The organism is Parageobacillus caldoxylosilyticus NBRC 107762, assembly GCF_000632715.1.
Lineage (GTDB): Bacteria > Bacillota > Bacilli > Bacillales > Anoxybacillaceae > Saccharococcus > Saccharococcus caldoxylosilyticus.
The window spans coordinates 124,121-145,032 of the sequence record NZ_BAWO01000001.1; the positions used below are offsets into that span (position 1 = coordinate 124,121).

The window sequence follows — 20,912 nt, forward strand, 5'->3', positions numbered from 1 at the left end:
CTAGTTATTCATGATTCGCTGTACCGAGTAAATATCTGGTATTTGTTTAATGCGGTCGACCACCTTTTGCAAATGGCTGACATTGCGAATCGCAATCGTCATATTAATCGTGGCGATTTTATTGCGGTGATCGGATCTGCCGGAAACAGCCGAAATATCTGTTTTTGTTTCATTCACCGCCTGCAGCACTTCATTGAGCAAGCCGCGGCGATCAAAACCGGTAATTTCAATATCCACGTTATATTCGCGGCTTGTTTTTGCATCGCTTTCCCATTCGACCGAAATTAAGCGGTCGGCCGCTTCTTCCGTCTGCACGTTAGGACAATCGACGCGATGGACGGAAATGCCCCGGCCCCTCGTAATAAAACCGATAATTTCGTCGCCGGGAACCGGGTTGCAGCAGCGCGACAGGCGGATCAGCAAATTGTCCACCCCTTGAACGCGGATGCCGCAATCGCGTTTCTTTCCAGCCGGCACTTTTGTTTCCGATATCGTCTCCGTCAATTTTTTCTGCTGCTCTTCTAAATCGCGCTGTTTTCGCCATTTGTCTGTTAAACGGTGAGCAATTTGCGCCGCGGTAATCCCATGATAACCGACAGCTGCGTACATATCCTCTTCGTTGGAAAAATTGAATTTCTCCGCAACGCGCTTGACGTTTTCCGCCGTTAAAATTTCTTTTACATCAAACCCGAGGCTGCGGACTTCTTTTTCAACAAGCTCTCTTCCTTTTTCAATATTTTCTTCCCGTCTTTGCTTTTTGAAAAACTGACGGATTTTATTTTTGGCATGGGACGTTTGCGCCAGCTTCAGCCAATCTTGACTTGGCCCGTATGAGTGCTTCGAAGTCAGAATCTCGACAATGTCGCCTGTCTGCAGCTTGTAATCGAGCGGGACCATTTTGCCGTTGACCTTGGCGCCGATCGTTTTGTTGCCAATTTCCGAATGGATGCGGTAGGCGAAATCAATCGGCACCGAGCCGGCCGGCAATTCGATGACATCGCCTTTTGGCGTAAACACAAACACCATATCGGAGAATAAATCCATCTTCAGCGATTCCATAAATTCTTCGGCGTTGCTTGCATCGTTTTGCCATTCTAAAATTTCCCGGAACCAAGAAAGCTTTTCTTCGAACGAATTCGGCTTAATGGTCTTCCCTTCTTTATACGCCCAGTGAGCAGCAATTCCAAACTCCGCGATTTGATGCATCTCAAACGTGCGAATTTGCACTTCAAGCGGCTCTCCTTTTGGACCGATTACAGTCGTATGGAGCGATTGATACATATTCGGCTTTGGCATCGCAATGTAATCTTTGAAACGCCCCGGCATCGGCTTCCAGCAAGTATGGATAATGCCTAATACGGCATAGCAGTCTTTAATGCTGTTGACAATAATGCGGACGGCAAGCAAATCGTAAATTTCGTTAAACTGTTTGTTTTGCATGACCATTTTGCGGTAGATGCTGTAAATATGCTTTGGCCGGCCGGAAATTTCGCACGGAATCTGAACCTCGTTCAGCCGTTCACGCACTTCCTGAATAACTTCTTCCAAATATTGCTCTCGTTCAGCCCGTTTTTTCTTCATTAAGTTCACAATGCGGTAATATTGCTGCGGATTTAAGTAGCGGAGAGCGGTATCTTCCAGTTCCCATTTAATCTTGGAAATTCCAAGGCGATGGGCCAACGGCGCGAAAATTTCCAATGTTTCATTGGCGATGCGCCGCTGTTTTTCCGCCGGCAAATGTTTCAACGTCCGCATATTGTGAAGACGGTCCGCTAATTTAATTAAAATGACGCGGATATCTTGCGCCATTGCCAAAAACATTTTGCGATGGTTTTCCGCTTGCTGTTCTTCCTGAGATTTATATTTAATTTTTCCCAGCTTCGTCACCCCGTCGACAAGCATCGCCACTTCAGCGCCAAATTCCCGTTCCAAATCTTCTTTTGTCGCCTCTGTATCCTCGACGACGTCATGGAGAAATCCAGCAGCGATCGTGGCAGGATCCATTTTTAAATCTACTAAAATCCCCGCGACCTGAATCGGGTGAATGATATACGGCTCCCCTGATTTGCGATATTGATCGCGATGGGCATGTTTCGCAAACTCATACGCCTTTTTAATAAATTCGACGTCTTTTTCCGACAAATAACAGCCTGCTTGTTCAAAAACTTGCTCCGCTGTCAATACTTGTTCATTGGCCATAGGATCCTATCACCTTTACGTATAATAAAATCATGTATTGATACTATTATCATGAAAAAAATTTTTCATGTAAAGAGTTATGCAATGTCGACCGTTGACATATTTAGACAACAACGGCTAATAAGAAAGAGCACTCATGAGAGTGCCCTTTTTATCCATTATAGCGAAAAAAGCCGATGATGTCGATGGTTAGAATTGCATGAGCGTTAAAATATCATAGCCCTCTAGCTTTTTGCGTCCGCCTAATTCGGTAAGCTCGATTAAAAAGGCAATGCCGGCTACGATGCCGCCAAGCTGTTCGACAAGCTGAATCGTAGCGCGAATCGTCCCGCCTGTCGCCAACAGGTCATCGGTAATTAACACCCGCTGCCCCGGCTTAATCGCGTCTTTATGCATGGTCAGCACGTCTTTTCCATATTCTAGACCGTATTCGACACGGACTACCTCGCGCGGCAATTTGCCTTCCTTGCGAACTGGGGCAAATCCAACTCCAAGCGCGTACGCAACCGGACAGCCAATAATAAACCCGCGCGCTTCCGGACCGACAACGATATCGATTTTCTTTTTGCGTGCATACTCCACAATTTGGTCTGTCGCATATTTATACGCTTCGCCTTTATCCATTAACGTCGTAATATCTTTAAACATAATCCCCGGTTTTGGGAAGTCAGGAACAATTGTAATATATTTTTTTAAGTCCATTACACATTTGCCTCCTCGTATGTTTGCGACCCTTTCATTTCGAAAAGACAACGCTTTAATTGTTCGTAAGTTGAATACAAAAGAAGATTTTCCAGCTCCAGCTGAGCTTGTTTTAGACGATACGTCGGCGATTCGTTTAAGTCACGCTTTGCCGGCTGCGGAATAAGCGATATCACTCCGTTGCGTTCGGTAATAAATTCGAGCTCTAAAAATACTTTTGCCATAAAGTGGACGGTTTCTTCCGTCCATCCACGTGCACGCGCCAATTGACCGCCATGTTTGGCGATATGAAACACGCCTTGCTTTCGTAAAAATGCATAAAACCATTTAAAATGGTCGCGCGTCGGCAGCGTGCGGAAAAAGTGAATCTCCCTTTGATAGAATACCGCATAAATGCGCGCAGGTAAACTAGAACGCAACAACATTTTTAATATTTGTAATGACGGAGGCAGATCCAATAGCACTACATAGCGGCCGTCCAAGCAAAGAGCTGCCGCTTCTTCGCTGGAATGAATATAATGCAATTCATCCTTAAATAATGCCATATCTGCAAGCTGTTCCGTTTCTTTGCGAAACATAATGAGCAGCCGTTTTTCTTTCGGAAGCGATGCAATGAGGGAACGGATATCCCTTTGGCCGCGAACGTCAAATAATTGGCATTCGCGCACGGCGACGTCATAAATCACCAGCTGCGGCTTGCGCAATCCATTCCACTCATTTACGGCTAATTCGCCGACAACAGACACTTTTGCATCTGGAGCGATTTCATCATATAGATGACCAAATCCAAACCCAATGCCATCAACAGTGGCGCCATTTTCGGCAAAAACCGCCTTTAAATGAGATTGATCGGCGCCGATGCGGCGCATCATTTCGACGGAAACATTTTCAATTAAAAAAAGCGGCTTCGCATTGCCAACGCCAAACGGGGCGAATTGTTCCAGCTGTTCGGCTGCCGACAGCGTTAAATCGGAGACGGAACAAACCGCATCGACGACCGTAATCGGAGTGAAATCATCGTCTGACAACGTTTCATCGGCAAGAGCGTTCAGGCGCTGCCGCAATTCGTCAATATGGTCGATCGATAACGTCATTCCAGCTGCCATTGGGTGGCCGCCAAAATGCGGCAAGATATCACGGCATGTCGATAAGCTGGCAAAGAGATCAAAACCATGAATGCTTCGCGCTGAGCCTTTGGCAATTCCTTTTTCAGCATCAATGCTTAAAACGATCGTTGGCCGGTAAAATTGTTCGACTAGCCGGGAAGCAACGATGCCGATGACCCCCGGATTCCATCCTTCTTTCGCCACGACAAGCACTTTATGCCTGGCCGGCGGAAACTGTTCACGAACGATTTGCGCCGCTTCTTCCGCTATTTCAGCTACTAACTGCTGGCGTTCGCGATTAAGGTCATCCATTTCTTTCGCCAGCCTTTTCGCTTCCGCTTCATCCTCGGTCATGAGCAGCCTTACAGCCGGGTCCGCTCCGCCTAAACGTCCAACCGCATTCATTCGCGGCGCGATCACAAAGCCAACCGTCTGTTCGTTGATTTCCTTCGCTTCTATCCTGCACTGCTGCCATAAGGCGCGCAAGCCGATGCGCTTCGTGCGGCGCAGTTCTTCAAGTCCTTGCGCAGCCAGCAAGCGGTTTTCCCCCGTCAAAGGCACCAAATCAGCGATCGTCCCAATGGCGACGACATCCAATAAATGGCGCGGAACATCCCCAAGCAATGCATGGGCAACTTTAAACGCTACCCCGACGCCGGCTAGTTCACGAAACGGATATGTACTTCCAGGTTTTTTTGGATGAATAATTTCATACGCTTCCGGCAACACCGGTCCCGGCTCATGATGGTCGGTCACAATAATGTCCATGCCAAGCTCATTGGCAAGGGCCACTTCCTTCACCGCCGCGATGCCATTATCCACCGTAACAATAAGAGAAACTCCTTGCTCCTTCGCGCGGCGAAAAGCGGCTTCATTCGGACCGTATCCTTCGGTAAAGCGATTGGGAATGTAAAAATCAACAACAGCACCGGCTTCTTTTAAAGCGCTAACCATGACAGTCGTGCTGCATACACCATCGGCATCATAGTCACCGTATACTAAAATAGACTCGCCTTGCCGTATCGCCCGATTTATCCTCGCAATCGCCCGTTCCATTCCATCGAGCAAAAATGGATCATGAAACGGCTGCTTGAGCGGATGCAAAAAAGCGTCTGCCTCTTTTGCCGTACAAACGCCGCGATGCACAAGAAGCTTGGCAATCAGCGGGTCGATGTGCAACTGTTCTGCTAAATGTTTAACGATATGTTCGTCAGGATGCTTCACATCCCAACGCGTTTTTGCTATTAACATGTATCCCACCTCAACTCTTCCTATTATACAAAAAGAAAAAAAGGGTGGGCAATGAAGTTACGTGTTTTTTTCCGGATGATACGGATTGATGTGCACCATCACATTTTCCACGCGCGGAAGCGTCAGCAGCTTTTCCTTCACTTTTTTGCCGATGCGGTGCCCTTCTTCGACGGTGATAAAAGGATCCACGGCAATTTTTAAATCGACAATGACGTAATGCCCATGTTCGCGCGCATGCAGCTCATGAATTTGTTTGACATCGGGAAACGACAATACGGCCTTGCGCAAATATTCCGTTTCCTCTTCATGCAATACATGGTCAATCGCCGTATGAATCGATTCCTTTCCCAGATCCCACGCCATTTTTAACACGAGAACGGAAACAAACAACCCTGCAACCGGGTCGGCATATAGGAGCCAATCGATCTTCCATCTTCCTCCTATTATTGCCGCGCCAACCCCGATGAGGGCGGCAATCGAGGAGAAAACGTCCGAACGATGTTCATAAGCGTTGACGATAATGGCGTTGCTGTTTAATTTTTTTCCTAGGCGATATTTATAGCGAAACATCGCTTCCTTTACCAAAATCGAGAGAACCAGCACATATACCGCAATGATTTCCGGCGGCCTGAGCGGCTGAAAAAAAGCAAGCACGGCCGATCGGCCGATTTCTATTCCAATAATAAATAAAAGCACCGCTACAATAATGGCAGCAATCGACTCGGCTTTCCCGTGGCCGTACGGATGGTCTTCATCCGGCGGCCGCTTCGCCGCGCGCAAGCCGATCCATACCGCGAGCGATCCGGCGACATCGGAAGCAGAGTGAACAGCATCGGCAAGCAGCGCCTTGCTGTTGCCCAGCACTCCCGCCACTCCTTTAACAACGGCAAGCGCAACATTGCCGATGATTCCAACGATGGCGGCAAATTCCGCTTGGCGAAAACGTTCTTCCTTTTTCATGCTCCTCCTCCTTTCTATTCCACGCCTGCCTCCCATAGTTTATCCGTTTTTTTATTTTCTCAATAAGGAAAGGATATTTTATCCGCGAACATTGCCACGATAAACAAAAAAGTGCTCCGCTTTTTTACGGAGCACTTTTTGGATGAATCCCATCGATGACGTTGGGCTTATACTTGCGGTTTCAGCTCTTTCGCGGAGCTCTTTTTTCCTTTTTTCAGCTGGTTTCCTTTCCAAACTACCCATAATTGCGACGCAATGCATAGTGAAGAGTAAACACCGCATATAAGCCCAGCGAGCAGAGCGATATTAAAGTTAAAAATCGCTTCGCTGCCAAAGATTAAAAGAGCGACAACGGTAAAGATAACTGTTAATACCGTATTAATCGAACGGGTGAACGTTTGTTGCAGCGCTCTGTTGACAATATGTTTCAAGTCATCTACCGTTTTCGCTTTCCGCTTCTTCATCAAATCGCGGATGCGGTCAAACGTAACGATCGTATCGTTGATCGAATAACCGATGATCGTCAGCACCGCGGCGATAAACGTCAAATCCACCTCCAGCCGCGTCAGGCTGAAAAAGGTGATAATGAAAAACGCATCATGAAGCAGCGCGACAATCGCCGCCAGCGCCATATATAGCTCAAAGCGGATCGTCACGTAAATAATGATTCCAAGCGAGGAAATCAGCACGGCAATAAACGCGTTGCGCGCCAATTCTTTTCCAACGACCGGCGACACCGTGCTCACGTTTGGCTCGGAGCCGTACTTTTGTTTAAAATGCGATTTCAGCTCGGCAATCTCCTTTTTGTTTAATACGCCGATAAAGTGAGCCACACCAACGTTATTACGGTCGCCGGACAACACAACATCCTCCGGTTTCAGCCCAAGCTGCCCGAATTCATCTTTTAGCTGTTCCGCGTTTATCGGCTTGTCGCTGATCACTTCGACGCGCGTCCCGCTCGTAAAATCGATGCCAAGATGAAGTTTCATCGTTAATAAGGCAATAATCCCGATTGCCGTTAGCAAACCGGAAAAAATGAAAAATTTTTTACTATGTTTTACGAAATCCCAACGATCAAATCTTGTCGGCACTTCCGTATCATCCGTTGTTTCCGCGATATTTAAGATTTCCGATTTTTTTACGCCGAAATAGCCTGGTTTATTGTTCAGCCAGCGGCTTTGGACAAGCAGGCCAAGCAACAGGCGCGTGCCGTACACCGCCGTGATGAAGCTGGCTAAAATGCTGATGATGAGCATCGTCGCAAATCCTTTGACCGAGCTCGTCCCGTAAATAAAAAGAACGACACCAGCGATAATCGTCGTAATGTTCGCATCCAAAATCGTCGCAAACGACCCTCTGTTTCCCGAACGGAACGCCGACATAATCGACTTGCCGAGCTTAATCTCTTCTTTAATCCGCTCGTACGTAATGATGTTGGCATCTACCGCCATCCCAACACCTAAAATAAGAGCGGCAATTCCCGGCAATGTCAACACGCCGTTCATCAAGTCAAAAATAAGAAGAATCAAGTAAATATACACCAACAATGTGATGACCGCGATAACCCCAGGCAAGCGATAAAACAAAATCATAAAGAGGAAAACCGCAGCTACTCCTACAATGCCGGCAAAAATCGTTTTTTGCAGGGCGTTTTGGCCAAACTGTGCTCCGACCGATGTTGAGTAAATCTCTTTTAATTCTACTGGAAGCGCGCCAGCATTAAGCAGATCGGCTAATTGTTGCGCCTCTTTAACGGTGAAATTGCCCACAATGGAGACATCCGTTTGGTTAAATACTTGGTTTACCACTGCCGCAGAAATAAATTTTGGATGTGCTTTTCCCGCTTCTTTTCGATAGGAGTCTTCTCCCTCTTTAAAATCAAGCCAAATGACCAGCAAGTTATTTGGAGGCCCCATTTTATATACTTTTTCAGTCACTTGCTTAAATTTATCGGCGTCTTTTAATTTAATCGCGACGCTTGGCTTGCCGTTTTCATCGAAAGACAGCTTTGCCCCACCTTGGACAAGGTCGCTTCCATCCATTAGCACGTTGTCATTGACGTCGCGGAACGTTAATTTTGCCTGCGTCGATAAAATTTCGCGCGCCTGGTTTTGATCTTTGATCCCAGCAAGCTGAACGCGAATGCGGTTTTTTCCTTCGATTTGAATGTTCGGTTCGCTTACGCCGAGCACGTTAATCCGTTTGTTTAACGCGCTGACCGTGCTTTTTAGCGTTTCTTGATCAATTTTATCGCCTTTTTTTGCCGGCTTTACTTCATAAAGCACTTCAAAGCCGCCTTGCAAATCAAGGCCTAATTTAATGTTATGTACAATTCCTTGAATCGTCGGCCCCATCACTCCTGCCAGAAGCAAAAGCAACAGGAAAAACGCGACAATGCGACTGCGTTTCACCATCGTAAAAAATCCTCCTTCAGTTCATCTTCCTGTTAAGGGCCCGTCCTACTCCGCTAACAGGAAAAGTTCAGTTTCACGTTTTGCGACAACTGGTTTTGCATCCGCCGGCATCAAGATATCTCTCAATATTCCAATTATGAAACAGCAAACGAAAACTGTCAAATTCCTACATCACTATAATAATTCCTCCAACATCGCCTCTAAATCATCATCACCCGCCAAACGCTGTTCTTTATAGGATTGCATCGTAATAAATGACATATATTCGCCAATTTGCAGCGATAAAATATCATTGACAAGCTCATATAATTTTCTTTCTTCTCCATTTTTCCACTTCTTTTGCGCTAGACATTCCCATATTTGATCGATGGTCACTTGCTCGTAGCCGAGCAGGCGAAATTCATCATACTTGCATTGCAGCGCCGGCATCAGCAGTTCGCGCAATTTCTTTTGTTTTTCCTTTTCCATTTTTCCCCTTCCCCCTCTGGCATGCTCGCCCACAATACTTGTCATGCTTGTTTATATGTACTGCATATAGTTAATTGTATAAAAGATTATGGTATTTGAGAAGGTAGGGAGAGGCGATGTCTAAATTTTTACAAGGAACGATGATTTTAATCGTTGCCGGCTTCATTACAAGAATACTTGGATTTGTCAATCGCATTGTTGTCGCACGTGTCATCGGCGGGGAAGGCGTCGGCTTATATATGATGGCGATGCCGACATTAGTGCTTGCCATTACCATTACGCAAATGGGGCTCCCTGTTGCCATTTCCAAACTCGTCGCGGAAGCGGAAGCCGTCGGCGATCGGAAAAAGGTAAAAAAAATTCTCGTCGTCTCGTTAGCGATTACCGGCACGCTTAGTTTAGTCTTCTTTCCTGCGATGATTTTGCTCGCCCCGTTGTTAGCACGAACATTATTCACTGACCCGCGCACCTATTATCCATTAATTGCTATCGCTCCGGTCGTTCCGATCGTCGCCATTTCTTCCGTGCTGCGCGGATATTTCCAAGGGAAACAGCAAATGAAACCGTACGCCTTTTCCCAGCTTTTAGAACAAATCGTCCGCATCAGCTTGATCGCCATGTGCACAAAAGCGTTATTGCCGTATGGCATTGAATACGCCGCTGCCGGCGCCATGTTCTCCTCAGTGATCGGCGAATTGATGTCGCTCATCTATTTGCTTTGCATGTTTCAATTGAAAAAATCGATCAAACTGCGGACAAAGTTTTTCCACTATGTCAAAGCAGGAAGAGAGACGTTTACCAGCTTAATGCGCATCGCGCTGCCAACGACAGGAAGCCGTCTCATCGGTTCGCTTTCCTGGTTTTTAGAACCGATCGCCGTCGCCAACAGCTTGGCTATTGCCGGAGTTGCCACCTCCCTGGCGACAAAACAATACGGCCAGCTCACCGGTTACGCGCTTCCATTATTAATGCTGCCTTCCTTTATTACGTATTCATTGTCGACCTCACTGGTCCCAGCAATCAGTGAAGCGATGGCGCAAAAACAGACGCTGCTCGTGGAGCACCGCATTCAGCAGGCCATGCGCCTGTCGCTTGTGACCGGCGGCCTTTCCGTCGTCGTTTTATACGTATTTGCCGAACCGCTCATGCAATGGATGTACGGAACAAGCGAAGCAACGATTTTTGTGAAAGTGATGGCACCGTTTTTCCTTTTTTATTATTTTCAAGGTCCGCTCCAAGCCGTACTGCAAGGCCTTGATTTGGCAAATGCGGCGATGATCAACAGCCTGATTGGCGCTGTAGTAAAGCTGGCCTGCATTTTTGCGCTTGCCACGCAGCCTAGTTTAGGAATTATGGGGGCGGCGCTAGCGATCGCCATCAATACGGTGCTTGTCACCTTGCTCCATTTTGCAACGGTTGTCAAGGCGGTGTCCTGTTCCATTTATGCCATGGAATATATGAAAGCATTTCTATCTATGGTTGCAGCCGGGATTGTCGGATATGTATCCTTTCACTATTCTTTCGCTTACCTCCCGCTTTCGCTGCAAACATTGGCATCTATCATCGTGACCATTATCATTTACTCGCTTTTATTAATCATTTTTCAATTAATTAGGCGGGAAGAGCTTGCCTATATTCCGGGAATCGGCGCCTTCATCACGAAAAAAAAGCGCAAATAAACTTCTAAACATGTCCAAAGCGGAATATACTTTGGTGAAACGTATTATCAGGGACAGGGGGGAAGAGAGATGTCAAGATGGGGAACAGCGGTTGTTTACGGGGTTGTTACTATTTTCTTGCTGGCGGCAGTGATCAGCTTCTTTCTATCTCTTATCCTCAAGTGGACAGATGTGCAGGAAGCTTCATTAACATGGATTATTTTTGCTGGGTCGCTTCTTTCCATGTTCATCGGCGGGCTGGTCGCCGGCGGAAAAGGAAAAGAAAAAGGCTGGCTGACCGGTGGTATGACCAGTTTATTATTTACTGCCATCATATTTCTCTTTCAATTTTTAGGATTGGCAAAATCCTTTACCTTGGAACAATGGATTTATCACCTTATCTTTTTCGTCGCGGCAGCACTCGGCGGCATCGTCGGCGTCAATATGAAAGCATCGCGCAGCTAAAAAAACGGCTACCTTTTTTTATTGGTAGCCGTTTTTCTATTATTTGTTGTTACCTTCCGCTACTACTTCACGCACCGCTGAGCGGTCATATGTAAGACGAGTGCCGTCTCCTGCACGAATCACCACTTTATCTTCATCAACGGAATCGATGATCCCGTGCAAGCCGCCAATCGTAATGATTTTATCCCCTTTTTTCAAATTCGCCTGCATTTGCTGCACCGCACGCTGTCTTTTTTGCTGCGGCCGAAGCAGCAGGAAGTAAAAAATGACAAAAAACAGGATAATTGGCAATAAATTTGCAATCGCTGCGTTCATTCCTTTCCCTCCTTTCGCGATCGTTAAAAGTTTTTCGCATTTGGTTTATTGAAACCGTAACGCTCGAAAAATTCCTCGCGGAAATCGCCGAGACGATCTTCGCGAATCGCTTGTCTCACTTGCTCCATTAATTTTATCAAAAAATAGACGTTATGGTAAGAAGTCAAACGAATGCCAAACGTTTCTTCACATTTGATGAGATGGCGAATGTACGCGCGCGTATAATTGCGGCAAGTGTAGCAATCGCAGTTCGGATCAAGCGGCGAAAAGTCTCGGGCGTATTGGGCGTTTTTAATGACGACTCTTCCTTCGCTTGTCATTACCGTTCCGTTGCGGCCGATTCGCGTCGGCAGCACGCAGTCGAACATATCGATGCCGCGAATCGCCCCGTCGATCAGCGAATCAGGCGAGCCGACTCCCATTAAATAGCGCGGCTTATTCGCCGGCAACAGCGGCGTCGTAAACTCGAGCACCCGGTTCATCACTTCTTTTGGCTCGCCAACAGATAAACCTCCGATTGCATACCCTGGAAAATCTAACGACACTAAGTCCTGCGCGCTCTGTCTGCGCAAATCTTCAAATTCTCCGCCTTGTACAATCGCAAACAATCCTTGTTCCGCGGGACGCCGATGTGCTTTTAAACAGCGTTCCGCCCAGCGGCTTGTCCGCTCTACCGACTTTTTCATATATTCATGTGTGGATGGATACGGCGGGCATTCGTCAAACGCCATCATAATGTCCGAGCCAAGCGCGTTTTGGATTTCGATCGCCTTCTCCGGCGATAAAAACAGTTTATCGCCGTTTAAATGATTGCGGAAATATACCCCTTCCTCCTCAATGCGGCGAAATTCGCTTAAACTAAACACTTGGAAACCGCCGGAATCGGTTAAAATGCCGCGGTCCCAGTTCATAAACGAATGAAGGCCGCCCGCTTCCTGAACAATGTCAGGCCCCGGGCGCAGCCAGAGATGATACGTGTTGCTTAAAATCACGCCAGCGCCCATTTCCTTCAATTCTTCCGGCGATAACGTTTTTACGGTCGCCAGCGTGCCAACCGGCATAAACATCGGCGTTTCAAACGAGCCGTGCGGCGTGTGAAGAATGCCGAGACGCGCTCCAGTTTGTCTGCATGTTTTGATGAGCTCGAAACGAATCGGTGATGTCAATCGAACGTTCCCCTTTCTTAAATAATCAACATCGCATCGCCAAAGCTAAAGAAGCGATAGCGCTCTTTTACCGCCACATGGTAGGCATGCAAAATATTTTCGCGGCCGGCAAGCGCACTGACAAGCATGATGAGCGTAGATTTTGGCAAATGGAAGTTGGTTACTAATCCGTCGATTCCTTTAAACTCGTAGCCAGGATAAATGAAAATATCGGTCCAGCCGCTTTCCGCGACAAATTTGCCGTCATGTCTCGTCGCAATTGTCTCTAGCGTGCGCGTTGAGGTGGTGCCGACAGCGATAATGCGGCCGCCTTGCTGTCTCACCTCATTTAACAGCTGCGCGGTTTCCCCGGGCATTTGATAAAATTCCGCATGCATATCATGCTCCTCAATGTTTTCGACACTCACCGGACGAAACGTGCCAAGTCCGACATGAAGGGTGATAAACGCGATATGCACCCCTTTGGCGCGGATATCGTCCAAAAGCGGCTTGGTAAAATGCAGACCCGCTGTCGGCGCCGCCGCTGATCCCACCTCGCGGGCATAGACGGTTTGATAGCGTTCCGGGTCCTCTAATTTTTCTTTAATATACGGAGGCAGCGGCATTTCCCCAAGCTGTTCGAGCACTTCATAAAAAATGCCTTGATAGGAAAACTCCAACACGCGGCCTCCATGCTCTAACGTATCCACACATACCGCTTTCAGCCGCCCGTCGCCAAATGTTATTTCCGTGCCGACTTTCACGCGTTTCGCCGGCTTCACTAGCGTTTCCCAGCGGTCTCCTTCCAATTGTTTCAAAAGCAATACTTCAATATTGGCGCCTGTATCTGTTTTTTCGCCATAAAGCCGCGCCGGCATGACACGCGTATCATTCAGCACGAGGCAGTCCCCTTCGCGTAGATACGAGATAATATTGCGAAAAGTTTCATGGTGGATTTCCCCGGTTTTTTTATTTAACACCATCAGCCGCGAAGCATCGCGGTTTGGCAGCGGCGTTTGCGCAATCAATTCTTCTGGCAGTTCAAAGTCAAACAAGTCAATTTTCATGTTGCTCTCCTTTCTTTAGCGAAACCTTCCTAGCACATAAAAAATAAGCGATAGCACCACGCTTAGCAAAATCGATGTGACAACCGGAAAATAAAACGTCATATTTCCTTTGCGGATAATAATATCCCCGGGGAGCCGGCCGAGTTTTATAAACTGCATGAAAAACCCGATGATAATAAGAACCGCACCAATCGTCATAATGAGCTTAGGCAGGCTGTTCATCGTTTTGGAACCTCCATTCCAAAATGTTCGTACGCTATCGGCGTCACAATGCGGCCGCGCGGCGTCCGCTGCAAAAAGCCGATTTGCAGCAAGTACGGCTCATACACGTCTTCAATCGTCTGCGCCTCTTCGCCGATCGTCGCGGCAATCGTATCAATCCCTACTGGTCCGCCGCTAAACTTTTCTATAATCGCTGTTATTAGTTTATGATCGATATGGTCCAGACCTAACCGGTCGACTTGCAGGAGCTCAAGCGCTTCCTCTGCCAGCGGAAAAGTGATCGCCCCGTTTCCCCGCACTTGCGCGAAATCGCGGACACGCCGCAGCAGGCGATTGGCGATGCGCGGCGTGCCGCGAGAGCGCCGTGCGATTTCCACTGCCGCTTCCGGCGCGATCTCTACCTGTAAAATCTCCGCTGTCCGTATTACAATCTGGGTAAGATGCTCTACATGATAATACTCTAACCGGCTGATAACGCCGAACCGATCGCGAAGCGGGGCAGATAAAGCACCCGCCCTTGTTGTGGCTCCAACGAGAGTAAACGGCGGCAAATCAATGCGAATGGACCGGGCTGTCTGCCCTTTGCCGATGACAATATCCAAACAGTAATCTTCCATCGCCGGATACAGCACTTCTTCCACCGTACGGTGCAGCCGGTGAATCTCATCAATAAATAATACATCACCTGGTTCTAATGACGTTAAAATGGCTGCCAAGTCGCCGGGGCGCTCAATCGCCGGACCGGAAGTGGTGCGCAGATGGACGCCCATTTCATTGGCGATAATCGCCGCCAGCGTCGTCTTTCCCAGTCCCGGCGGGCCGTACAACAGAACATGATCAAGCGTTTCCTCGCGCATTTTTGCCGCTTCAATAAATATTTTTAAATTGTCTTTTACTTTCTCTTGTCCAATATATTCATGCAAAAACTTCGGGCGGAGACTGTGTTCAAGTGAAACGTCTTCACGGTGGACGTCACCGGAGACAAGGCGTTCTTCCACTTCCACCCCTCCCTTTATTTTAACAGTTGCTGCAGCGCGCGCTTCACATATTGCTCAGTAGATAAGTTTTCTTTGCTAAGCGCTGGTATGACTTTTTGAATTTCCTTTTCCCCATAGCCAAGCGCTTTTAATGCCGCGATGGCCTCCTCAAGCGCAGCGGTGTAAAGCGATCCCGTCTCCTCCTGTTGGGAAACGAAGGCGGCATGCGGCCTAGGCGCAATCGCCGCCAGCTTTCCTTTTAAATCAAGGATCATTTGCCGGGCCGTTTTTTTTCCGACCCCTGGGAACTTGCATAAAAACGCTTCATTTTCTTGTTCAATCGCTTCAACCAGCTGCTCCGGCTGCCCCGCGGCTAAAATCGCCAATCCGCCTTTGGGGCCAATTCCAGATACTTGCAATAGTTTGGCGAACAGCATTCGTTCCTCACGGGTGCGAAATCCGTACAAAGCAACGATATCTTCACGCACGTACTGATATGTATAAACGGTTACCATCATATCGCGGCTTTCTTGAAAGGAAAACGGATTCGGGGTAAAAATTTGGTACCCAACACCATTGTTGTCGATGACAATGTATTCAGGGCAGACATAATCGACATACCCGCGGACAAATTCGATCAACGCTGTGCTCCTCTCCTTTTCTTTCTGCCTTTCCATTGTATCATACCATTACATTATAACAAAAAGCGAATGTATATTCCTGTTTGGAACATAAAAAAAGACTTACCAAAAATGATAAGTCTTTTTATCGGATCACGGCAAAATGGCGATATGTTTCAATCACATCTTTATATTGCGCTTTCGAGAGGACGCGAATTCCTTTTTTCAATTGTTCGTGCTGACGGCTTTCCAGTTTTTTTACATCAATTTGAAAGAAAGATTGGATAATCTTATTGGAACGGGTCGGTTTTCCATTAAAAATCGACAACGTTCCATCTTCGGTAATTCCAAAATAGCCGTTTGCCTTTAAAAGGGGCGAAATATCGTTTACCGTTTTGCGGAATATAATCGTCTGATCATCCATATTAATGAGCTGCCAATCCTTATATTTTTTCCATATCTCTTTCAGCGAAACAACCGTTTCTTCCCTCGTTTCTTGGCTCACTTCTCCATCTAAGTATTGCTGTTGCAAAATCACCGTCATTTTTACGGAATCTGATGCGGCAGCAACATTGTCGATAGGCAAGGCAAACAACATCACCATGAAGAAAGCGGCAAGAATTCGCATCTCCATTTCCTCTCTTTCATGATAAAATTAACGATACCCCTTATTTCTATTTTCGCCTATATGAGCAATTTTATCCATTTTCTCTCCTCATTCTGCCGTTATTATTTTTGCAAAGCGGCACTTCTATGTAGTGTTTGTCGAACAATATCGAAAAAAATTCCCGATGTCTTGAGACATCGGGAATGCGTTTCATTGTTTATTCGTCTTCCAGCACGGACTCGTCTAAATTATGGTACACTTCTTGCACATCATCGTCATCTTCAAGCGCATCGATCAGTTTTAGCATTTTCTTTAAATCTTCGCCAGCAAGCGTCGTATACGTTTGCGGAATCATCGTAATTTCCGCGCTGGCAAACGTAAAACCTTTTTGTTCTAATTGTTCCTTCACTTCTTCAAACGTTTCCGGTGTCGTATAAATTTCAAACGAATCTTCGGTCGTTTCCATTTCCTCCGCTCCCGCTTCAATCGCCTGCAGAAGCATCTCATCTTCGTCAATGTCGAGTCCTTCGCGCGCGATAACGAGCAGTCCTTTGCGCTCAAACAAATAAGAAACACAGCCGGTTTCTCCTAAATTGCCGCCGTTTTTCGAAAAGGCCACGCGTACGTTCGAAGCGGTACGGTTTTTATTATCCGTTAAGCAAACAACCATCACGGCAACGCCGCCAGGCCCGTATCCTTCGTAGCGGATTTCTTCATAGTTTGTATGTTCCTGGTTTCCCGTTGCTTTTTTAATCGCACGTTCAATATTTTCACTTGGCATGTTAGCGGCTTTTGCTTTTTCGATTACCAGGCGCAAGGCTGGATTAGACGCTGGATCGCCTCCACCTGTTTTTGCCGCTACATAAATTTCTTTCGCCAATTTCATAAATAATTTGCCGCGTTTCGCATCTTGCGCATTTTTCCGGCGTTGGATGTTCTTCCACTTCGAATGTCCAGCCATCGAAATTTCTCCTCTCATCGCAACGAAATTTCCGATATTACTATACCAAAAAAAGAGGAAAATGTCATATGGAAAAGGGAGCGCCTAAAAAGGTACTCCCTTTTTACAATCGTTAACGTGTGTTAGCCGGACGTTCGTTAATTTTTCCATCGATAAAAATCGTTTTTAGATCCCGTTCGATTTCTTTCAATGGCCGGCCGCGGCGAATATCGTTGTCGATGGTGCGGACGCGGTTGTACATGCTCGGGTTGGAAACAACGCGCACATGTTTTCCTTTCGTATACGGTGCGACCGCTTGGGCGACGAGACGCTCAATACGATCTCTCTGCTTGTCATTCGTTGAAATCGCTACCAGCACATGGTTACGGTAAACAAGCGTCCGCGCATCGTTGACTCCTTTTACTGCATCGGCACGGCGGGAAATCGTCTCGGCTAAGTTCCCGCTATAGCTTCTATAGTAAGAAGGAACTGTTTTACTTTCCATCGAATTTAAATGCCCATGGTAGTTGCGGTCCGCATCCCCGAAATCCGTATTGCGCGGAAGCGCAGGCACATCCGTATCAAAACGGGTAACCCCTGGAACACCCGTGCGGTTGTTGTCGGTAGCAAAGTAATCCGTTACCGGTCCGCGGCGGCTCAATATATAGTTATTGTCGTAATTGATGGCATTTGTTCCATAGCGGCCGTAACGGAAATCATCAGCAAAACGCTCAGTGGAATAATAGCCGATCGGACGCGTCGCATCATTGTAGCGTCTATCATCGTTGTCCGCATAATTGGCGCACGCAGCCATCGCGCTTAAGATGGAAACAGCCCCGATGATTTTCATTGCGTTTCTCAATGGAAAAACCCCCTTGTTTTCCTTCGCACCAGGCCGAAAAAACATCTTTCGGCCTTATTATTAGCTTGGCGAAGGAATGGGGGTTTTATGGCTGTCAGTTAGCGGCAATATTAAAATTTTGGCGGCGCAATCGCCAATTGCCGTTTATGCTGCGAGCGTTTATGTAGGCGTTCAATAATTTGCCGGTCCTTTTCCGGAATTTCTTCTCCCTTTAGATACTTATCAATCATTTCGTATGTCGTTCCCATCTCATTTTCATCTGTCTGTCCTTCCCATAATCCCGCGCTTGGCGCTTTTGTAATAATTTCCTCAGGAACGCCAAGAATGCGCGCCATTTCACGTACTTCACCTTTTGTAAAATGAATGAGCGGCACTAAATCGACTCCGCCATCTCCGTATTTGGTAAAGTAGCCGGTATGCCACTCTGCGGCATTATCCGTTCCGACTACGATATACCCATAATTATTGGCGACGGCATACAACGTTGTCATGCGCAAGCGCGCTCTCGTGTTGGCATCTCCTAACCGCGCCGTTTCTTCATTCCATTCTCCTTTTTCTTTCAGTTTTTTTTCCACTTCCCCAAATAACGTATTGTGCGTTTCCGTTAAATCAATAATAAAATGCTTAATGCCGCAGCTTTCCACTACTTTTAATGCGTCTTCCATATCTTTCGGATTGCTTTTGCACGGCATAATCAGCCCGAGCGAGTTGTCGGGAAACGCACGTTTAATTAAATGGGCGACCACCGCAGAATCAATGCCGCCGCTAATTCCGACAATCGCCCCGTTCAATCCGGCATTCGCTACTTGTTCGCGCAACCATTGAATCAGCTTTTCAATCTTTTCTTGCATCGTTTTTCGACTTCCTTTCTCCCAAAAATGGCATATATTTATTTTAGCATACTTACAATCTTATGGACAAAGGATTCCCGTTCCTTACGGGCAATCGCGAGCCGTCTGTTATATTTTAATGCAAAGCGCCATTCCCGGAAAATATCGGCTGGAAATAAAAGCGCGTGTAGAAACCACGGTTTGGCAAGCCAATCGGAAAAAGGAGAAAACCGGGACAAATCAGAAAAAGACCATTGCAAATGCGGCAATATCCGGCTCGCATACTGCAAATAGTCAATGGCCGGAGAAGCGATGGCAGCAGCATCGTAGTCGATTAAGTATACTTTTCCCTTTTTCGTTCGTAAAAAATTATGGGCGGCAATATCACCGTGAATGATCGCAACCCTTTCCCTCGCTAACGATGATATATAATTGGCGCAAGTGGAAAGACAATATTCGGCATATTGCATCGTAAAGGCGATATCTTCTTTTTCCATAATTTTCTCAATAAGCGGCAAATGGATATAAAAATCCTCATAGCGGCGCTGCCATTTTCTATATAAATGGTAATATGGGAGCGTCATTCGCCATATCGGGTGGGAAAGAAGCATGTCCGTAACGGAATGATATGTTTGCAACAACTGCAGCCCTGCCGCAATATCCTTTTTTTCCGTAAAGGATAGCATTTTCGCGCCGGAAATATAAGTTTGTGTAAGCCAAAAACGGCCGGCAAAGAAAAATACACCATGCTGTCCTATGGCCGTATATACCGCGGGAACATGGCGAAACCCCATTTGTCTTAACGATTGCATAAGCATTGCTTGTTTCATCGCTTCGAAAAAAGTGCGATATTTTTTTACCACCCAGCAGCCTTCGCGTGCCGCAACCATCCATACGTTATGTTTTAGCATGTTTATCTTTTTCACATCGAAACCGTATACTTCTTTCAGCAGAAAAAAGAGACGACTAGCAACATCGTCTCTTTTTTGCTTATGGTTCATCATAACCATTGCTCTCCTCGTCTTGCGGTTCGGTAAACACCCGCCCTTCTGCACGCGGAAATGCAGCAGCCGTTGGCGCGAACGGATATGCCGCTCCTGACATATACGATTGCGGCGGATACGGATAAAAAGCGGCTGGAGCCGGTGCATAGTAATGATGCGCAACTGGCGAAAACGATGGATAGACTGGCGGATACCATCCGTATCCTTGTACCATTGGCAACGGCGCATACGATCCAGAATAGGAGGCAGGTGCATATGTTGAAGACGGAGAATAACCAACAGATGGAATATGGAACTCTGTCGGATTTTCTACCTCTTCTTCTCCGTGATATCCCGGCATTGGCGGCGCTTCATCTGATTCACTGCTGCTTTCTTCGATTCCCGGAAACGCATGGGAACTGCTTTCCATCCCCCCGCTAGTGAACGGCTGGGTGTAAGACGGATAAGGAACCGGAACGGCTGGCATGGATGGAAAATAATATCCAGCGCCTGGAAACATCGGCGTTACTGGCACGCAGTGCTGCTGGGATATCGGCGCAGTTGGAAACGCCCCTGGCAAATACGGCTGCTGCATGATCGGAACATACGGAACTTTTGGCAGCTCCGGCGGTGGATTATCGTCATCCTGGAACGCTTTTTCTTTTTCTGTTTCTGCTTCGGCAGGACTTTCTAACTCTTGTTCCATAATCCCCGGCAAAATATTTTTCGGTTTTGGCGGAATCGGCGGAACGTTAGGAATAACATTCGAAAAGTTAATATTGACATTTGGCGTTACCGGTGGAATCGTATGTGACAGCGGTGGAATGTTGATCTGTTTTTCTTCAGAACCCAGTGCGTCATTAGATGTTCCGGACGGTTTGTTTCCCATTGATTTCGGCGCTTCATTGACCGGCGCTTTTGGCGCCTCATTGATCGGCACGTTTGGTGTCTCATTGATCGGTGCTTTCGGCGCTTCCTTGATCGGCGCTTTCGGCGCTTCTTGGATTGGCGCTTTTGGCGCTTCCTTGATCGGCGCTTTTGGCGCTTCCTTGATCGGCGCTTTTGGCGCCTCATTGATCGGCACGTTTGGCGCTTCCTTGATCGGCACGTTTGGCGCCTCA

20 protein-coding genes are annotated in these 20,912 nt (G+C 47.1%); 2 read left to right on the forward strand and 18 right to left on the reverse strand.

Annotated features, from left to right (window positions below):
• The 6 genes from GCA01S_RS00660 to GCA01S_RS00685 all read right to left on the reverse strand — a co-directional run bounded on the left by GCA01S_RS00660 (nt 1) and on the right by GCA01S_RS00685 (nt 9,100).
• The gene (locus GCA01S_RS00660) at nt 1–2,199 is read right to left on the reverse strand and encodes a RelA/SpoT family protein (RefSeq protein WP_017435556.1); all 2,199 of its coding nucleotides are present in this window, start codon (nt 2,197–2,199) and stop codon (nt 1–3) included.
• Nucleotides 2,200–2,388: 189 nt separating this feature from the next.
• Nucleotides 2,389–2,901: an adenine phosphoribosyltransferase gene (locus GCA01S_RS00665; protein WP_017435555.1), complete on the reverse strand. Its 513-nt coding sequence runs from the start codon at nt 2,899–2,901 to the stop codon at nt 2,389–2,391.
• Complete coding sequence (gene recJ, locus GCA01S_RS00670) at nt 2,901–5,258, reverse strand: single-stranded-DNA-specific exonuclease RecJ (protein WP_042406379.1); 2,358 nt, start codon at nt 5,256–5,258, stop codon at nt 2,901–2,903. Before recJ ends, GCA01S_RS00665 begins: the two co-directional genes overlap by 1 nt.
• A 57-nt stretch (nt 5,259–5,315) precedes the next feature.
• Nucleotides 5,316–6,218 carry a cation diffusion facilitator family transporter gene (locus GCA01S_RS00675; RefSeq protein WP_017435553.1) on the reverse strand — a complete coding sequence of 301 codons (903 nt, stop codon included), beginning with the start codon at nt 6,216–6,218 and terminating at the stop codon, nt 5,316–5,318.
• Nucleotides 6,219–6,385: 167 nt separating this feature from the next.
• Nucleotides 6,386–8,632, reverse strand: a complete 2,247-nt coding sequence (gene secDF / locus GCA01S_RS00680; protein ID WP_042406381.1) for a protein translocase subunit SecDF — start codon at nt 8,630–8,632, stop codon at nt 6,386–6,388.
• Nucleotides 8,633–8,806: 174 nt separating this feature from the next.
• Nucleotides 8,807–9,100, reverse strand: a complete 294-nt coding sequence (locus tag GCA01S_RS00685; protein WP_042406384.1) for a post-transcriptional regulator — start codon at nt 9,098–9,100, stop codon at nt 8,807–8,809.
• A 116-nt stretch (nt 9,101–9,216) separates the two neighbouring features.
• Between GCA01S_RS00685 and spoVB the strand changes: the two genes are divergently transcribed.
• Together spoVB and GCA01S_RS00695 are read left to right on the forward strand one after the other, a co-directional pair.
• Complete coding sequence (spoVB, locus tag GCA01S_RS00690; RefSeq protein WP_042406388.1) at nt 9,217–10,779, forward strand: stage V sporulation protein B; 1,563 nt, start codon at nt 9,217–9,219, stop codon at nt 10,777–10,779.
• 69 nt (nt 10,780–10,848) lie between these two features.
• Nucleotides 10,849–11,223, forward strand: coding sequence for a TIGR04086 family membrane protein (locus GCA01S_RS00695; RefSeq protein ID WP_017435549.1), 375 nt, complete (start codon nt 10,849–10,851; stop codon nt 11,221–11,223).
• A gap of 39 nt (nt 11,224–11,262) precedes the next feature.
• Here the strand turns inward: GCA01S_RS00695 and yajC are convergent, their stop codons facing one another.
• The 12 genes from yajC to GCA01S_RS20340 all read right to left on the reverse strand — a co-directional run.
• Nucleotides 11,263–11,538 (reverse strand): preprotein translocase subunit YajC, encoded by a 276-nt coding sequence (gene yajC, locus GCA01S_RS00700; protein ID WP_017435548.1) that lies wholly within the window; start codon nt 11,536–11,538, stop codon nt 11,263–11,265.
• A 23-nt stretch (nt 11,539–11,561) separates the two neighbouring features.
• Entirely contained in the window at nt 11,562–12,704 is a 1,143-nt protein-coding gene (gene tgt / locus GCA01S_RS00705; protein WP_042406391.1) for a tRNA guanosine(34) transglycosylase Tgt, read from the reverse strand.
• A 17-nt stretch (nt 12,705–12,721) separates the two neighbouring features.
• Nucleotides 12,722–13,750, reverse strand: a complete 1,029-nt coding sequence (gene queA / locus GCA01S_RS00710; protein ID WP_042406394.1) for a tRNA preQ1(34) S-adenosylmethionine ribosyltransferase-isomerase QueA — start codon at nt 13,748–13,750, stop codon at nt 12,722–12,724.
• Nucleotides 13,751–13,765: 15 nt separating this feature from the next.
• Entirely contained in the window at nt 13,766–13,972 is a 207-nt protein-coding gene (locus GCA01S_RS00715) for a DUF2905 domain-containing protein (RefSeq protein ID WP_017435545.1), read from the reverse strand.
• A complete protein-coding gene (gene ruvB, locus GCA01S_RS00720) occupies nt 13,969–14,970 on the reverse strand; it encodes a Holliday junction branch migration DNA helicase RuvB (RefSeq protein ID WP_042406397.1) in 1,002 nt (333 codons plus the stop codon). Before ruvB ends, GCA01S_RS00715 begins: the two co-directional genes overlap by 4 nt.
• Nucleotides 14,971–14,984: 14 nt before the next feature.
• A complete protein-coding gene (gene ruvA / locus GCA01S_RS00725; RefSeq protein WP_042406398.1) occupies nt 14,985–15,590 on the reverse strand; it encodes a Holliday junction branch migration protein RuvA in 606 nt (201 codons plus the stop codon).
• Nucleotides 15,591–15,714: 124 nt separating this feature from the next.
• Nucleotides 15,715–16,197 (reverse strand): intercompartmental signaling factor BofC, encoded by a 483-nt coding sequence (locus GCA01S_RS00730; protein WP_042406401.1) that lies wholly within the window; start codon nt 16,195–16,197, stop codon nt 15,715–15,717.
• Between the two features lie 196 nt (nt 16,198–16,393).
• Nucleotides 16,394–17,137: a YebC/PmpR family DNA-binding transcriptional regulator gene (locus GCA01S_RS00735; protein WP_042406404.1), complete on the reverse strand. Its 744-nt coding sequence runs from the start codon at nt 17,135–17,137 to the stop codon at nt 16,394–16,396.
• A 112-nt stretch (nt 17,138–17,249) separates the two neighbouring features.
• Nucleotides 17,250–17,978 carry a YhcN/YlaJ family sporulation lipoprotein gene (locus tag GCA01S_RS00740; RefSeq protein WP_017435540.1) on the reverse strand — a complete coding sequence of 243 codons (729 nt, stop codon included), beginning with the start codon at nt 17,976–17,978 and terminating at the stop codon, nt 17,250–17,252.
• A 110-nt stretch (nt 17,979–18,088) separates the two neighbouring features.
• On the reverse strand, nt 18,089–18,829 hold the full coding sequence (gene nadE / locus GCA01S_RS00745) for an NAD(+) synthase (protein ID WP_017435539.1): 741 nt from the start codon (nt 18,827–18,829) through the stop codon (nt 18,089–18,091).
• A gap of 38 nt (nt 18,830–18,867) precedes the next feature.
• Nucleotides 18,868–19,812, reverse strand: a complete 945-nt coding sequence (locus tag GCA01S_RS00750; RefSeq protein ID WP_042406407.1) for a phosphotransferase — start codon at nt 19,810–19,812, stop codon at nt 18,868–18,870.
• Nucleotides 19,799–20,912 (reverse strand): hypothetical protein (locus GCA01S_RS20340; protein ID WP_042406418.1); only part of this gene is annotated, 1,114 nt, incomplete at its 5' end. The genes GCA01S_RS20340 and GCA01S_RS00750, both read right to left, overlap by 14 nt.

Coding starts and splice junctions, on each gene's coding strand:
- GCA01S_RS00660 (WP_017435556.1), bottom strand. CDS start 2,199: ATGGCCAATGAACAAGTATTGACAGCGGAGCAAGTTTTTGAACAAGCA.
- GCA01S_RS00665 (WP_017435555.1), bottom strand. CDS start 2,901: ATGGACTTAAAAAAATATATTACAATTGTTCCTGACTTCCCAAAACCG.
- recJ (WP_042406379.1), bottom strand. CDS start 5,258: ATGTTAATAGCAAAAACGCGTTGGGATGTGAAGCATCCTGACGAACAT.
- GCA01S_RS00675 (WP_017435553.1), bottom strand. CDS start 6,218: ATGAAAAAGGAAGAACGTTTTCGCCAAGCGGAATTTGCCGCCATCGTT.
- secDF (WP_042406381.1), bottom strand. CDS start 8,632: ATGGTGAAACGCAGTCGCATTGTCGCGTTTTTCCTGTTGCTTTTGCTT.
- GCA01S_RS00685 (WP_042406384.1), bottom strand. CDS start 9,100: ATGGAAAAGGAAAAACAAAAGAAATTGCGCGAACTGCTGATGCCGGCG.
- spoVB (WP_042406388.1), top strand. CDS start 9,217: ATGTCTAAATTTTTACAAGGAACGATGATTTTAATCGTTGCCGGCTTC.
- GCA01S_RS00695 (WP_017435549.1), top strand. CDS start 10,849: ATGTCAAGATGGGGAACAGCGGTTGTTTACGGGGTTGTTACTATTTTC.
- yajC (WP_017435548.1), bottom strand. CDS start 11,538: ATGAACGCAGCGATTGCAAATTTATTGCCAATTATCCTGTTTTTTGTC.
- queA (WP_042406394.1), bottom strand. CDS start 13,750: ATGAAAATTGACTTGTTTGACTTTGAACTGCCAGAAGAATTGATTGCG.
- GCA01S_RS00715 (WP_017435545.1), bottom strand. CDS start 13,972: ATGAACAGCCTGCCTAAGCTCATTATGACGATTGGTGCGGTTCTTATT.
- GCA01S_RS00730 (WP_042406401.1), bottom strand. CDS start 16,197: ATGCGAATTCTTGCCGCTTTCTTCATGGTGATGTTGTTTGCCTTGCCT.
- GCA01S_RS00735 (WP_042406404.1), bottom strand. CDS start 17,137: ATGGCTGGACATTCGAAGTGGAAGAACATCCAACGCCGGAAAAATGCG.
- nadE (WP_017435539.1), bottom strand. CDS start 18,829: ATGCAAGAAAAGATTGAAAAGCTGATTCAATGGTTGCGCGAACAAGTA.
- GCA01S_RS00750 (WP_042406407.1), bottom strand. CDS start 19,812: ATGATGAACCATAAGCAAAAAAGAGACGATGTTGCTAGTCGTCTCTTT.